Raw genomic sequence first — 13731 nt, 5'->3', positions numbered from 1 at the left:
CATCGGACCGAGGCCAGGTCGTTCTTTGACAAAGATCAAGGAAACCAACGGCACCGCATTGCTGCGGCGCAAGAGCAGCGTGGCCGCGTGTATCAGGCCGAAATTGGTCGACCGCGGGGAATCGGAAGCCTGATCGTGAAAAGCGCGCCGCCGGATGACTGATTGGCCGCAGAAACCTGTCCGTGGTGCGCTTCGACGATGGTGCGGACGATCGCAAGTCCCATGCCCATACCCTGCGGTTTTGTCGAAAAAAAAGGATCGAAGACGCTCTTGAGATCGCCGGTCGCAATACCGGGGCCGGTGTCGCTAATCCTGATTTCCGCACTGGCGCCTGAAAGGTTCGTTGTTACGCTGACTTCGCGCTCCTTTGCCTCCGCATCGGATATCGCATCCATCGCGTTGATAATCAGATTCAGAACAACTTGTTGCAGCTGAACAGCATCGCCCTTGACGTTCAGATCGGCCGCGGTCGTGCCGTACTTCAGTGCGATGCCGCGCCCGTGGGCCACGGCTGCGACGAATCCGATCGCTTGCCGTACCGTCTCGTTCAAGTCGATATGTTTCATCTCAAAAGGTGTTTTCTTCAGCACGCTGCGCAGCCGGCGTATCACTTCGCTGGCGCGCTGGTCGTCACGCCTGATGTCAGCGAGGATTTCCCCGAGTTCTTCGAGATTCGGTGAAGCGCCCTTCAGCATGAGCTCGGCCGTTTCGGCGTTGGTAAGAATTGAGCCGAGTGGCTGATTTAACTCATGCGCGATAGAGGTTGTCAGTTCGCCGACGGCCGAATAGCGGTTGAGGTGTGCAAGCTCTGTGAGGCGTTGGCGCGATTCGACTTCGGCGAGACGGCGGCGGCGCCGTTCGTGGAGCAATCCGCCGATCAACCCTCCCTGGATCAGGATGACGCACGCAATCAGCGACATCTGCCAACTATATCTTTCCCATATGCTTGGCTCACGAAACAAGACTTCGCTCCCCGGGGGCAGGTTGCTCTCGTTGATGCCCCAGCGCTGCATCTCCCGCCAGTCGTACTTCGGTGATGCAAATCCGATCGGCTGCACCTTGATATCGGCTGGCTTCTCGCCACCCAGAATGCGGATGGCGGCATTGACAGTTTTGTTGCTCGAAGCGCCGATTGAATGCATCGGTCCACCAACGGTACTTCGACCGAAAAAGCCTTCCTGGAAGGAAAAGATCGGCGCGTTGGCGACCGCATGAAGGTTGCGCAAGGCGAGATCGCCTTCATGGGGGACACCTGCCCCATCGACCGACATCAAGCCCCAGAACAGAACGGTATGCGGCGGGAGCGCCGACGCCCGCTTCAGTATTTCCGCAAAGGAGAGGTCGGCATACCAGACGAATGCGACCCGGTTTTCGAAGGGTTTGACTTCCCTCTTTACCTCCTCCAGCCAAAATTTCTCCAGGGGCGAAGCGCCTATGACCACGGCAATCGTCCGCGTGTCCGGCAGAACCTGAAGAATGCTGTCGAAAAAGGCCGAGAAATCGTTGTGAACCGCAATGACGGTGTCGCTATCCGTCAAATCCGTCCGGTTCACCAGCCGCTGCTCGACCGCCGTCAGCACCATGGGTGTTTTGGGGAAAAGCTCCGCGCGGTATTTCTGAACAAACCGGGCCGCAGGTGCGCCAACGCTCACCACGATGTCCGGCGGACGGCCAGAGTAAAGCGACCGTAGATAGTCGACAAACGGAGCTTCCGGTCCCGGGTTGTCAAACCGTGCCGACAGTAAATTGTGTTCCTGAAGCTCCAGGGGCCACGGCGACTGTTGCTCGAGCTCGGTTCGGATGGTGCGGGCATATGCGCTCCACGGCAGGAAGTCGCGCCCGAACGAGTGCAGCATCAGCACGCGTTTGGGTTCACCGCGCGGCTCGCCGCTTGCCGGTCCGGGCAGTAGGGTCGCCAGGACCACCAGGCAGACGCAGAGACGGGCGACCAGGACTGGCCAGCCCGGGTTGATCGCTGCGGTCGGGACGTGTCCGCTCATCCACTGACCCCGGCAGTTCGAACGGGCTGCATTCCAGCACATTTCCAGTGCCAGCGACACCGCAGCCAACCGCCTCAGCCGGGTCGGACGATGACGTCAACAGGGCGTCGTGACCCGACCGTAGGCCTCCACGCCCTGCATGCTTACCCCCGATGCGGATTGTTTGATTTGGATCAAGGGAACGACGTCGCCGCCACCTAGCCTCCCGGCAACGCAGACGCAGAACCACCACTCAGGAGCCACCAGTCATGCCTGGCAGCATCGATAATCTCATTCCCACTGCGAAGCAGATCCAGAAAGAGGCGGCCCTCAAGGAGGCCGAAAAGGCAGAACAATATGCGCGCCTGGCCGCGGCCGCTGAAGCTGAGAAACGTGCGCTGATCGACCGGCTCAACCGTCCGTCAGGCAAATCCGAGGAGGAGAAGATCCAGCTCGCTTCGACCGTCATCCAGCGGGCGGTGCGAAACGGAATGACGGAAGTGCAGGTCTATCGGTTCCCCAACTCGCTGTGCTCCGACAAGGGCCGCGCCATCATCCAGCAAGAGAAAGGCTGGGAAAATACGCTGACCGGAATTCCGAAGGAAATATTCCAGCTCTGGACCGACTACCTGAAACCGCGCGGCTATCGCATCAGCTATCAGGTCATCGAGTACCCGGGAGGCGTTCCGGGCGACATCGCCATCACCATTGCCTGGGGAGACTGAGGACAGTTCGGGCGGATATGGATTGAACAATGGAACGGTGAGCATGTCAGCCGACGAGCCCGCGGAAGGAATGAAGCGCAAGGATTACGAGAAAAAGCTAGGGAAGCTCCAGGTCGAGCTTTGCCATCTCCAGGAATGGGTGAAGGCCGAGAAGCTGAAGGTGATCATCATCTTCGAAGGCCGCGACGCCGCCGGCAAGGGCGGCACCATCAAGGCCTTGACCGAAAAGGTGAGCCCCCGGATATTCCGTGTCAGCGCTCTGCCCACGCCGTCCGACCGGCAAAAATCCCAGTTGTTCCTGCAGCGCTATATTGAGCAATTCCCGGCCGGCGGCGAAATCGTGATCTTCGACCGTAGCTGGTACAACCGCGCCGGCGTTGAATACGTGATGGGCTTCTGCTCGCCTACCGAACACAAGCGTTTCCTCGAGTTGTGCCCGTTGGTCGAGAAATTCGCCGTCGATGCCGGCATCATCCTCATAAAGCTGTGGCTCGAGGTTGGGATGGAGGAGCAGGAAGCCCGTTTCAAGGCACGCATCGAGGATCCTCTGCGACAGTGGAAGCTAAGCCCGATGGACACCGAGTCGTTCGGGCGCTGGTACGACTACTCGCGAGCACGCGACATGATGTTCGAGGCAACCGACACGAAGCATGCGCCGTGGCGGCTGATCCGCTCCGACGACAAGCGACGGGCACGGCTCAACGTCATCTCGCATATCCTCGAAACGATCCCGTACAAGAAGATCGCGCGAGAAAAGGTCAAGCTGCCGAAGCGATCCAGCAAAGGCCGCTACGACGATCAGGCCAGCCTGCGCCGGATGAAGTTCGTCGAAGAGCGGTACTGAAGCAAATCGGGCCGCGCAACTCCGCGGCCCCGTCGCCTCCCGCTTACTTCAACCCTTCAACCGTATCGTGACCCCACCGACGGCGGCAGACACTTCGGCGCCGACTCTGGGACCGCTGAGCTGCAAGAGCACACCATTGGCGTTTTGCAGTTGCACACCTCCGGCTCCGCCGACGACGGCACCTCCAGCTCCGACCACGGCATAGGAGCCTTCAATTGAAGCCGGCCCCTTCAGATTGAGCGCACGGCCGACAAACTTGGTGGTGGAGGCGCCGATCGTGAAGCCCACGCTCATGCCCGATACGGTGAAGGGATATCGCTTGCCACGAAGGACCAGCACACCCTCGCCACCACCGACTCCGATGATGAAGCCGCCCTTGGTGAAGACGACTGCAACCTGGCCGGTTTCAGCTCGGGATGGCGTACTGATGCCAGCCACGCCCACGAGCAAGGCAACCAGGGCAACGCTTATGGCAGATTTTCTCATGACGTTTTTTCCTCTGAAGAGACGCGATGCGACGACCACCTATTGGGCTAGGAGCAAGGCGAAGTACGGTGAGCAGAATGCCGGACACGGCATAGGTGATGGCTCGTCGGATCGTGCCCCCCTGCCCGCCCGCTCCTTTGATCCAAGTCAAGGATCGCGCTCTCTCAATACGAACTCGCCAAGCTGGCGGCGAATGCTGCGCTTCGCAATGCAATAGCTGTGAGGGATATCTGTCGGTCGCCGATTATCAGCGGGATTTCACGGTCCGGGCAGCCGTTCCTCACGAAGACCTGATCGCTCCCTGGCATTGCCCTCGCCCAGCACGCTGTCGAGGGTGCGGAGCCATTCGCTGCTGTCCGTCTTCTCCGCCAACCCTTCTGCCCGCAGCAAGTCACGCAACTGCGCATGGGCGCCGACGATGCAGAGCGCTACATGACGCGACGCCAGCTCTTCATGGAGATCGAGCAGCATCCGCGCCCCGGCGAGATCGATGTAGGGGGATGCCGAGAGATCGCAGGCCACCAGCCGGATGTCAGGCGATTTTCGTAGCGCCCTCAAGACCGCTTCCAGAATCGTCTCGGCATTGATGTAGAGCAGCGAGGCTTCGGGTCGGAACGCGATGACACCGACCAGCGGCTCGACGCCCTCGTGCCTGGCGCTGTCGGAATAGCGGCCCGTTCCAGGAAGCCGCCCGAGGAACGCAATGTTGGGATTCGATGCCCGGCCAAGCAGCAGGAAGATGGACGCGAGGGCAGCAAGCAGGACGCCCTGGAGGATCCCAAGCAACAGCACTGACACGAGCGCGATAACCGCCGCATAGAAGTCGATGCGGCTTACCCTCCACATGCGAAGCAGCGCGCGAATGTCGACCAGCTTGTAAACGGCAACAAAGACAATACCAGCCAACACTGCCTTGGGAAGGTTGGTCAGCAACCCCGTAAAGAAGAGCAGGCAGAGCGCGAGGGCAAACGAGCAAACCACCAATGCCAGGGACGTGCGCGCTCCCGCCCCGTCATTGACCGCGGACTGCGACAACCCGCCGGCCACCGGATAGCCATGGCCAAACGCAACTGCGAGATTTGCGGCCCCAAGCCCCAGAAATTCCTGCCGGACATCGAGGCTATATCCATGCTTGGCTGCAAAACTCCGGGCCGCCGAAACACCTTCTATATAGGCCAGCAGCACACATCCGGCCGCTATTGGAAATAACTCATGGAATTCCAGCATCCCGAAAGTAGGCACCTCGAAAGCCGGCAATCCCTCCGGAATGTTCCCGGTAACGGGTACGCCCAATGCCGGCAGGCCGAACAAGGTTGCCATGAGGATCGACAGCGCCACCACAGCGAGTCCGACCGGCCTGCCCGATAGAAACCGTTCACCGACGAGCAAGAGCAGGATCGCCGCGACTCCGATTCCCAATACGAGCAGGTTGGTATCGCCGACCTGAGCCGCAAGCCGGATTGCCCGGTCGAAGAAGTTGTGGCCGCCACCGGCCACGCCGAACAGGCTCGGTAACTGACTCATTATGATTGTGAGGCCGGCCCCTGCCTTGAAGCCGACGAGGATGCTGTCGCTGACCAGACGGACGAGAATGCTGAGCTTGAAGAGCCAGGCGATCAGGCAAAGCACCGCCACCGCGAATGCCGAAAGGCTCGCGATCTGTGCGAAGCGTATCGCATCCCCTCCGGCGAGCGCCCCGACGCTCCCGGCGATCATGAGCGAGATTGCGGAGGTCGGGCCGACCGCAAGCTGACGCGACGACCCAAGGAGTGCATAGCCCAAGCCGCCAAGCATATAGCCGTAAATGCCGACCTGAGGCGGCAGCCCGGCAAGGCCCGCATAGGCCAGTGACACCGGGATAGCATAGGCGGCGAGCGTCACGCCCGCGATCGCATCATGGCGCAACCAGGACGGCTCATATTCGCCAAGCCAGGTCAACGGAGGAAAACTCCGTGTCCAGCCCGTTCGCTGAAACGAGCGTGACTTCATAGGCGATCCTCGCCGGGTCGTATCTCGTAGCGAAACAGGACGATCAGCAGTGCCACTGGCGGCAATATCCAGAGAACTCATGTCACGACGCAGGCTGTCGCGGGCCCTGGACGGCCATAGGCGATGTCTCGAGCCCACCGCGGATTGATCTGGATCAAGCTTTCGACGGGTTCCCGGGAATCAAATTGACGCGCGATCGAGCGGTGAGCCCCGGGATACATCGAGGAGTCACGGCATGTGCCAGCAGCGCTTCCGGGCCCTAGCCGCTACGTTACTGCTGTTTTTCGCAAATCTGATCACGCCATCGCGGGCGGGCGATCAGGCCACGTCGCGCCTTATCCAGGAAGAAATCTGGGCGCTGCCGCTGCCGCTCCCGATGTTCGCCTACCTCGTGCGGCCGGTCGGCGACGGGCCTTTCCCGCTCGTGATCATGAACCATGGCGTTTCACTCAACCCGACCGACCGCAGCTTCTTTCCGCTCGTCGAATTCCGCGACGCTGCCAAGTGGTTCGCCAAACGCGGCTATCTTGTCGTGGCTCCCGTCGGCACTGGGTACGGCGCATCGGCCATCGACATACCCGAGCATGGACTCTACGGCCCGTTCTTCTCGAAAGTAGGAAAATGCAGCAATCCCAATTTTCGCGCTCCCGGCCTTGCGGTCGCGCAAGTCAATCTCTGGATCATCGACTACATGACCGACGAAAAGCGCATCGTGCCGAAAGATGTCATCGTCGTCGGGCAATCCGCCGGCGGATGGGCCTCGATCGCGCTTTCAAGTTTGAACCCGCCTCAAGTCAAGGCGATCATCATCTTTGCCGCCGGCCGTGGCGGTCGCGTCGACGGCAAACCGAACAACAATTGCGCGCCAGACAAGCTAGTGGAAGCGACCAGTGAGTTCGGCCGCACGTCGCGCGTGCCGATGCTCTGGATCTATATCGAGAACGACACCTTCTTCGCCCCTGCTCTGTCGAAACGCATGCACGAAGCGTTTACGGCAGCAGGCGGAACAGCCGAATACCATTTGGTGCCGCCGTTCGGCAACGAGGGGCATTTCTTTATCGGCTCTCCCGATGCCATCCCGATCTGGTCGCCGCTGGTGGCGAAGTTTCTTGACGAACAGCGATGACGAGTAACCAAAGCCGGAGGCGTAACCGTGACATGCTCACATCGCACCGAGAGGCGGCCAGAACGCGATTGCGCAACGCTCTTCTTTGCGGCCCTCCTCCTGGCGATGGCCGCAAGCGTTGCATCCAGCCGGCCTGCCATGTCGCAACAGACCGAAATTGCGATCCGTGGGCAGCGAGAGGTAGAGGACGTCACTTATGGAGACTGGCGCAAGCTCTGCTTCAAGCCGGGCGGCGCTCAGAAGCATTGCCGGACATCGATCACCGGCAAGTTTTCAACCGGTCAAATGGCAGTCCGTCTGGATATCATCGAGCGGGAGGGCGACGGCAGCGCACGGCTGCAGATATTCTCCCCCGTCGGCATGTACTTACAAAAGCCGGTCAGGCTTACCGTCGACCAAGGGGCGCCCTATCACGTGCCTTATACCTGGTGTCTCACCAACACCTGCATCGCGGGGAGCGTGGCCGCCCCCAAGATGATCCAGGAATTGGCTTCGGGACAGGCGCTTCGGCTGGAATTCGTCGATTCAAACCTGTTGGCACTCACGACGTCGCTTCCCCTTACACATTTCGCCTCCATCAACAAGGGCGCGCCGGTACAGACGTTCGAGCAGGACATTGATGAATGAGGAGACCGATCGCGCTAGAATATTTCCACAAGAGCTCTGTCGACCGCTTCGATAAGCGATCGGGCCGCGAATGGCTTGGGTAGGTAGGCGATACATCCCGCCTCGATTGCGGCTGAGCGGTTCGCATCGCTGTCATTGCCGGTGATAAAAATTACCGGCAGTCGGACGCCTTTATCGGCGAGCTGGCGCCGCAACTCTATGCCGGATTGGTCAAGCAGGTTGATGTCAATGATGACGCAAAAGGCGCCATCGAAATCTGCATGACGGAGCAGCGTAGCACCCGAATCGAACAATAGTACGTTGAACCCATGCTCACTCAAGAGCCGCTTGATGCATTTGCGCATCGACGAATTATCGTCCACGACAAGGATTGATTTGGGTGTGCGCAAGATGAGCGGCCTTCGGGTTCTCAAATCGTCGGTTACTGCGCCATCGCGCTGCGGCCATTTTCGCCAGTCTGAAGACCCGCATTAGCCGACTAACCAACGCTTCATGCTCATTGCCTTAGACACCCTGTCAGCGAGTTTTCATATTGTCCTTTTGTACAGGATCTCACGACGGGAACCCTACTCGTGAGACAAACTGCCGATTAGCTTCTCTAATTGGCGCGACGATCGAGAAGACCGAGCCGTTCCGCACTCGAAACCAATTCCGCGAGCGAGTGTACCTGCATCTTCTCCATCACTTCATGGCGATGTGCTTTCACCGTGCGCTCGGTCGTTCCCAATTCCGTGGCAATTTGCTTGTTGATCTTGCCACGCACAATCAGATCGAAGACCTGGCGCTCACGCGGCGTCAGTCTCGCCAAATGAGAGAGAATCAAATCGAGTTTGGCCCGTTGACTACGTAGAGCCTCGTATCGTGCCAGGGCGCGCTCGATAGCCGCGATCAGCTGTTCTGATGATGCCGGCTTGGTCAAGAAATCCTCGGCGCCCGCCTTGATGGCCCGGACCGTCGTCGGAGTATCGGCATGGCCCGTAACAAAGACGATCGGCAGGATCGATCCAAGTTCGATAAGACGGCTTTGCAATTCCAGCCCGGTCAGTCCAGGCATTTGCACGTCCAGCAGGATGCATCCCGGTCGTTCAGCGGCCGGCACACGATCCAGCAATAGTTGGGCCGAAGAATAGGTTTCGACTTCATAACCGGCAACTTTCAGCCGGCGTTCGATCGCCGTCCGAAACGAAGCATCGTCGTCAACCACGTACACAAGGCCAGGCATTTCCCCTCCTAGCCGTCAATCAAAACCGTTGACGTCTCACTTGCCAGATCAAGTGAGGTCACTGGGCAGCATCGCATCACCTCCACACAGACTGTGCATCCTTGAGGCGACAACTAATCGAGTCCGTCGAAACATTACTTGCCCACGACTCTATCAATACATCCAAATCCGTGGGTTAGGACAGGTATCCGTGCCTTTCTGGCAGGGTATTACAGACCTGTACCTTGGTACAATGACCCTTCAGCCAATAGTCAAAAATAATGCCTTCGTTAGAAGATCAACTATTGCGAGCGGGCCATTCCTTCCGACGAAACATTTCCTAGAGGCAGACTACCGGCAACAACCAGTTAGCGTTCAGGAGTTGGCCATGTTTGTCCGCATCACGACTGATCCGGCCCCCCGCCCCACCTCTCTCGGCGAACTCGGAATAGCAAGCGAGTCAAATCCGAAGGTTAGCTTAAACGAATTTACCTACAAGAAAGGTACCGAAATCTACGGCGAAAAAGAGCCGGCGGACTATGTCTATCAGGTGAAGAACGGAGCGGTGCGAAGCTACAAGCTGCTTTCGGACGGCCGTCGGCAGATTGGTGCGTTTCATCTTGCCGGCGACATCTTCGGTCTGGAAAACGGAAGCGAGCATCGGTTTACGGCGGAGGCGATCGTGACCACCACGGTTCGCCTGATCAGGCGCCGTAGCCTCGAGATGGTGGCTGAGTGCGATGCCCTGGTCTCACGAAACCTGCTCAGCATGACCACCGACAATCTGCAGCACGCGGAAAACCACATGCTCCTGCTTGGCCGCAAGACTTCGCTGGAACGGGTCGCCGCCTTCCTGATCGAGATGGATCGACGGCTTACGGCGGCCGGCGTCATGCCACTGCCGATGTCACGACGCGACATCGCCGACTATCTGGGCCTGACACTGGAAACCGTGTCTCGCGCGTTGTCGCGGCTGCATGAACTCGACATCATCGGATTCATCGGCAGAAATCAGCGCCAGATCATCCTTCTGGACCGGCGGCAGCTCGCTGACCTCGATCTGCAGAACTGAACCCGGGAGCGCCGACCGCCGCGAAGCGCTCGAGCGTCCTGCGGAGAACCTCGAACAGAACGGCGGGTTGACCAGCCGAACATGAGTATACCGTTCATTGCGGTCATTGGCCCGGTCAGTCGCCACGCTTGCACAGGCGTGATATCTCCGTAACCAAGTGTGGTGTAATTTACGAAGGCGAAATAGAGCAGGTCGCTGTCGGCAGGCGCCGCGCCGACGAGCCCATAGGTTAGCGCCCAAACAAGGACCTCCAGCGTGTGCGCTACCATCAGGGCCGCCGCGGTTCCGACCATCACGGCTATCAAGTGCATTCTCGGCCGCTCGCGGAGCCGCAACCCCGCGGAGCGGGCAATGCCGATCGCCCCGACTGTCACAAGCGCATGGATCATAATGTTGATCAAGCTGACGACGAAGCCGACCAGGAATTGAAGCGCCATAACCATCCCACACTGATCGGACGGCAGAGCGTCATCGAACGCTCCGGCCGGCCGAGCCTGCAGCTGCCTTCAACTCTTTGGGGTGAAGACGCTTGTCGCAGCCTTCATGGCAGACTCACCCATGCTCCTTGCATGGTCGGTCAGCGAGCGCATCTGGTCCTGGAGAAATTCAGACTGAATCTTGGCCGCGTCCTGCATGTCCTTGGCTTGAATCAGCTTATCGCCGAGATCGAATGTCGCGGTGACATTGCGCTGCATGTAGCCGCAGAACTGCTTCGCCTGGTCGGCGATCGGCAGCGGCGAGGAACTCAGGCCTTTCTCGAGCAGGCCAAAGTACTCCGCGCTGGCGCTTCGAAGGCGCTCGTTGGCCTCAGCCAGCATCGTGCGGACTTTATCGGCGGAAAGGTTGGCGTCTGACATCACTAACTCCTCCATTTGAAGAACGAATCCGATCGACTACTTTGGAAGCCCCCGAACGAGGCCCCGAAATAGCCGGCGCCGGCAGTTCGAGAATTCATCGAATGCCCGATACTGGGCATAACCACGAACCGGCAGTCCGGCATTGCCGCAGCCATCGTCCGGAGATCGCCTGGCGGGATTCCGAGCATTAGCGGGCCGTCGGCTATCGCTGACACGACCGTTACCCGAACGCCCCGGCGTTGGATAGTTTCCACTGGCTCCCATTGTGCTGGCGAGTGCATCGTCAAATTGCTTCATTGTTAGCTGGCCGGCTCGCATGAGGCTTTCAAGATACGCTGAGCCAACTAGGGATGACGAGCGATCCATGTGAATCTCCTACTACTGAATTGGTGATCGGCCGCTGTGATGCTAGCTGCGAACCAGTCCGATCACGTTGCGCGCTGAGCATCGCGATCGCCTAGAACACGCTGTTGTTGCAGTGCGCACTGTGCAGACGGCTTGACATGGATCAATAGAGATCGGCGTACCCCCTCTAACTCATTGCTCAGCATGCTGGCCAAAGCTCTATTCCGAAAGGCGGCAGCAGGGCTCCAAGATTAGTAATGTGGTGCGTCCTTTATCCACTAAGACAGGGAATGTCAGCTCACTCCGCCCATTTCGCACCCGGGAAGAGAGGCGCCATGGATCATCCACTCAGACGTCCGGAAGAAATTCTCGCCTATCGATCGTTGAAGCAGATCCTTGCCGCCAAATCACAAGCGCTGTGGACAGTCGGTCCCGGGGATAACATGCTTACGGCAGTGCGCCTCATGGCTGAGAAGAACATCGGATTTCTCGTCGTCATAGAGCGCGGAGCGATCGTCGGCGTTCTTTCCGAACGCGATTGCGTGCGGCGACTGGTGCTGGCGGGGAAATCCCCTGAAGCCACCCCCGTAGCGGACGTCATGGTCCGAGACGTTATCAAAGCTGATCTGGCCCATACGTTTGCCGACTGCCTGAGGCTGATGCACACGCACCGCATTCGTCACCTGCCGGTGGTCGATAACGGCACCGCGATCGACGTTATCTCGGTTCGTGACTTGCTGAGCGAGGCGGTGACACATCACGCCAAGGTCATCAGCGAGCTTGAGCGCGAACGGATGATGATGCTCACATCAACTGCTTGAGGTGCCTGCATCCACTGGCTCGCTATTTGAAAGGGAGTGTGGCTATGGATCTCTTGATCGTGTTGGGCGCTCTTATCTTTCTGATGTTTGTCGCCTACCGCGGCTACAGTGTGATCCTGTTCGCTCCGATTGCCGCGCTTGGCGCGGTATTGCTGACCGATCCCTCGCTCGTTCCACCGCTATTCTCCAGCGTCTTCATGGAGAAGATGGTCGGCTTCGTGAAGAATTATTTCCCCGTTTTCATGCTGGGCGCTGTCTTCGGCAAAGTCATCGAGCTGTCGGGTTTCTCGAAGTCGATCGTCGCCGCCGTGATCGGCGTGCTCGGCCGGGAGCGCGCTGTACTATCTATTATCGTCGTCTGCGCAATCTTGACCTATGGCGGCGTGTCGCTATTCGTCGTCGTGTTCGCGGTCTATCCGTTTGCGGCCGAAATGTTCCGGCAGGGGGATATTCCAAAGCGGCTCATCCCCTGCACGATTGCGCTCGGTGCGTTCAGCTTCACGATGGACGCCTTGCCGGGAACCCCGCAAATTCAGAACATCATTCCTACGACGTTCTTCAATACGACGACGTGGGCCGCCCCGGTGCTAGGGCTCGTCGGCAGCGTTTTCGTTTTTGGGGTCGGTCTTGCCTATATCGAGAACCGCCGACGGGCGGCGCAGAAGCGCGGAGAAGGCTACGGTACGGAGCTTCTCAACGAGCCGGAGCCATTCGAAGAGAAGGCATTGCCTAACCCGTGGATCGCCATCGCGCCGCTGGTCGTGGTGGGTGTCGCGAACTTTATACTAACGCATCTGGTGCCTCGGGCTTACGGCGCGAAGCACGAAGTCACACTCGGCGGTCATTCGATCGTTACGCAGATTGGTCCGGTGGCAGCCATATGGGCAGTCGAGGGCGCTCTGCTCCTTGGTATAGTGATGGTGTTCGTCTTTGCCTGGCGTCCGGTGCTTGCAAAATTCGCGGATGGCAGCAAGGCAGCCGTTGCCGGGGCTTTGCTTGCGTCGCTCAATACCGCGTCCGAATATGGATTCGGTGGAGTGATTGCGCTGTTGCCGGGCTTTGCGGCGGTTTCCGCTGCGCTCAGGGCGATCCCCAATCCGCTTGTCAATGAAGCCGTCACCGTGACGGTGCTCGCCGGCATCACGGGCTCGGCTTCCGGCGGCATGAGCATTGCCCTTGCCGCGATGTCCAATGAATTCATTGCAGCCGCAAAGGAGGCAAACATCCCGCTTGAAGTCTTTCATCGTATCGCGGCCATGGCGAGCGGCGGCATGGATACATTGCCTCACAATGGAGCCGTCATCACGCTGCTTGCTGTTACGGGCTTGACCCACAGGCAAGCCTATAAGGATGTGTTCGTCATCACGTTGACAAAAACTGCGGCGGTGTTCGTTGCCATCGCATTTTTCTATTTGACCGGAATCTACTGAGAAATGCAGCAGAGAGGCTGGAATTTCGCCACAAGAGTTGCCTGACGCCCAGTTTTGCTGCTGTCGCGCACCGATAGAGGTCAACAGACGACTCGGTAGCTTCTGGAGGACTCATGTCAGCTGAGCCTCGGAATTAGCCTACCCTTTCCATTTCTCGGCATGCCACGGAGCGGACCCGTCAGGTGTGCACACGAGCCTTTTCCAGTTCGACAATCAGAAATTGCGCTGA

13 protein-coding genes and 1 pseudogene are annotated in these 13731 nt (G+C 59.0%); 7 read left to right on the top strand and 7 right to left on the bottom strand.

The genetic code is table 11. From position 1 onward, the window contains the following. Nucleotides 1-92: 92 nt before the first annotated feature. Entirely contained in the window at nucleotides 93-2000 is a 1908-nt protein-coding gene (locus KIP88_RS39020) for an ATP-binding protein (protein ID WP_214493463.1), read from the bottom strand. A gap of 248 nt (nucleotides 2001-2248) precedes the next feature. Here KIP88_RS39020 and KIP88_RS39015 point away from each other — a divergent pair, with 248 nt between their 5' ends. Both KIP88_RS39015 and ppk2 read left to right on the top strand, forming a co-directional pair. Continuing rightward, on the top strand, nucleotides 2249-2704 hold the full coding sequence (locus KIP88_RS39015; protein WP_214493462.1) for a hypothetical protein: 456 nt from the start codon (nucleotides 2249-2251) through the stop codon (nucleotides 2702-2704). Nucleotides 2705-2747: 43 nt separating this feature from the next. Continuing rightward, the gene (gene ppk2 / locus KIP88_RS39010) at nucleotides 2748-3548 is read left to right on the top strand and encodes a polyphosphate kinase 2 (RefSeq protein WP_214493461.1); all 801 of its coding nucleotides are present in this window, start codon (nucleotides 2748-2750) and stop codon (nucleotides 3546-3548) included. A 48-nt stretch (nucleotides 3549-3596) separates the two neighbouring features. On the opposite strand, the gene KIP88_RS39005 is transcribed toward ppk2, so the two are convergent. Then, nucleotides 3597-4034: a hypothetical protein gene (locus tag KIP88_RS39005; protein ID WP_214493460.1), complete on the bottom strand. Its 438-nt coding sequence runs from the start codon at nucleotides 4032-4034 to the stop codon at nucleotides 3597-3599. A gap of 258 nt (nucleotides 4035-4292) precedes the next feature. Continuing rightward, a complete protein-coding gene (locus tag KIP88_RS39000) occupies nucleotides 4293-6023 on the bottom strand; it encodes a SulP family inorganic anion transporter (RefSeq protein ID WP_214493459.1) in 1731 nt (576 codons plus the stop codon). Between the two features lie 235 nt (nucleotides 6024-6258). Between KIP88_RS39000 and KIP88_RS38995 the strand changes: the two genes are divergently transcribed. Both KIP88_RS38995 and KIP88_RS38990 read left to right on the top strand, forming a co-directional pair. Continuing rightward, nucleotides 6259-7149 carry a S9 family peptidase gene (locus KIP88_RS38995; RefSeq protein ID WP_214493458.1) on the top strand — a complete coding sequence of 297 codons (891 nt, stop codon included), beginning with the start codon at nucleotides 6259-6261 and terminating at the stop codon, nucleotides 7147-7149. A gap of 138 nt (nucleotides 7150-7287) precedes the next feature. Then, nucleotides 7288-7776, top strand: a complete 489-nt coding sequence (locus tag KIP88_RS38990; protein ID WP_249791356.1) for an invasion associated locus B family protein — start codon at nucleotides 7288-7290, stop codon at nucleotides 7774-7776. A gap of 14 nt (nucleotides 7777-7790) precedes the next feature. Here the strand turns inward: KIP88_RS38990 and KIP88_RS38985 are convergent, their stop codons facing one another. Both KIP88_RS38985 and KIP88_RS38980 read right to left on the bottom strand, forming a co-directional pair. After that, nucleotides 7791-8165: a response regulator transcription factor gene (locus KIP88_RS38985; protein WP_214493456.1), complete on the bottom strand. Its 375-nt coding sequence runs from the start codon at nucleotides 8163-8165 to the stop codon at nucleotides 7791-7793. 209 nt (nucleotides 8166-8374) lie between these two features. After that, nucleotides 8375-8998, bottom strand: coding sequence for a response regulator transcription factor (locus tag KIP88_RS38980; RefSeq protein WP_214493455.1), 624 nt, complete (start codon nucleotides 8996-8998; stop codon nucleotides 8375-8377). Between the two features lie 367 nt (nucleotides 8999-9365). Here KIP88_RS38980 and KIP88_RS38975 point away from each other — a divergent pair, with 367 nt between their 5' ends. Further along, on the top strand, nucleotides 9366-10049 hold the full coding sequence (locus KIP88_RS38975) for a helix-turn-helix domain-containing protein (protein WP_214493489.1): 684 nt from the start codon (nucleotides 9366-9368) through the stop codon (nucleotides 10047-10049). On the opposite strand, the pseudogene KIP88_RS38970 reads toward KIP88_RS38975, so the two are convergent. Together KIP88_RS38970 and KIP88_RS38965 are read right to left on the bottom strand one after the other, a co-directional pair. Next, nucleotides 10000-10486, bottom strand: a pseudogene (locus tag KIP88_RS38970) (potassium channel family protein). The gene KIP88_RS38975 and the pseudogene KIP88_RS38970 overlap by 50 nt on opposite strands. Nucleotides 10487-10555: 69 nt before the next feature. Further along, nucleotides 10556-10906, bottom strand: a complete 351-nt coding sequence (locus KIP88_RS38965; RefSeq protein WP_214493454.1) for a phasin — start codon at nucleotides 10904-10906, stop codon at nucleotides 10556-10558. Between the two features lie 680 nt (nucleotides 10907-11586). Between KIP88_RS38965 and KIP88_RS38960 the strand changes: the two genes are divergently transcribed. Together KIP88_RS38960 and KIP88_RS38955 are read left to right on the top strand one after the other, a co-directional pair. Then, complete coding sequence (locus KIP88_RS38960) at nucleotides 11587-12072, top strand: CBS domain-containing protein (protein ID WP_214493453.1); 486 nt, start codon at nucleotides 11587-11589, stop codon at nucleotides 12070-12072. A 44-nt stretch (nucleotides 12073-12116) separates the two neighbouring features. Next, a complete protein-coding gene (locus tag KIP88_RS38955; RefSeq protein WP_214493452.1) occupies nucleotides 12117-13502 on the top strand; it encodes a GntP family permease in 1386 nt (461 codons plus the stop codon). Nucleotides 13503-13731 lie beyond the last annotated feature (229 nt).

The organism is Bradyrhizobium sp. SRL28 (assembly GCF_018596315.1).
Taxonomy (GTDB): Bacteria; Pseudomonadota; Alphaproteobacteria; order Rhizobiales; family Xanthobacteraceae; genus Bradyrhizobium.
Note: the sequence above shows the minus strand (reverse complement) of the source record. Positions and strands in the feature narration are given on the sequence as shown.

Excerpts from the sequence above, each read along its gene's own strand:
- KIP88_RS39020 (WP_214493463.1), bottom strand. The coding sequence starts at position 2,000 with ATGAGCGGACACGTCCCGACCGCAGCGATCAACCCGGGCTGGCCAGTC.
- KIP88_RS39015 (WP_214493462.1), top strand. The coding sequence starts at position 2,249 with ATGCCTGGCAGCATCGATAATCTCATTCCCACTGCGAAGCAGATCCAG.
- ppk2 (WP_214493461.1), top strand. The coding sequence starts at position 2,748 with ATGTCAGCCGACGAGCCCGCGGAAGGAATGAAGCGCAAGGATTACGAG.
- KIP88_RS39005 (WP_214493460.1), bottom strand. The coding sequence starts at position 4,034 with ATGAGAAAATCTGCCATAAGCGTTGCCCTGGTTGCCTTGCTCGTGGGC.
- KIP88_RS39000 (WP_214493459.1), bottom strand. The coding sequence starts at position 6,023 with ATGAAGTCACGCTCGTTTCAGCGAACGGGCTGGACACGGAGTTTTCCT.
- KIP88_RS38995 (WP_214493458.1), top strand. The coding sequence starts at position 6,259 with ATGTGCCAGCAGCGCTTCCGGGCCCTAGCCGCTACGTTACTGCTGTTT.
- KIP88_RS38990 (WP_249791356.1), top strand. The coding sequence starts at position 7,288 with ATGTCGCAACAGACCGAAATTGCGATCCGTGGGCAGCGAGAGGTAGAG.
- KIP88_RS38980 (WP_214493455.1), bottom strand. The coding sequence starts at position 8,998 with ATGCCTGGCCTTGTGTACGTGGTTGACGACGATGCTTCGTTTCGGACG.
- KIP88_RS38975 (WP_214493489.1), top strand. The coding sequence starts at position 9,366 with ATGTTTGTCCGCATCACGACTGATCCGGCCCCCCGCCCCACCTCTCTC.
- KIP88_RS38965 (WP_214493454.1), bottom strand. The coding sequence starts at position 10,906 with ATGTCAGACGCCAACCTTTCCGCCGATAAAGTCCGCACGATGCTGGCT.
- KIP88_RS38960 (WP_214493453.1), top strand. The coding sequence starts at position 11,587 with ATGGATCATCCACTCAGACGTCCGGAAGAAATTCTCGCCTATCGATCG.
- KIP88_RS38955 (WP_214493452.1), top strand. The coding sequence starts at position 12,117 with ATGGATCTCTTGATCGTGTTGGGCGCTCTTATCTTTCTGATGTTTGTC.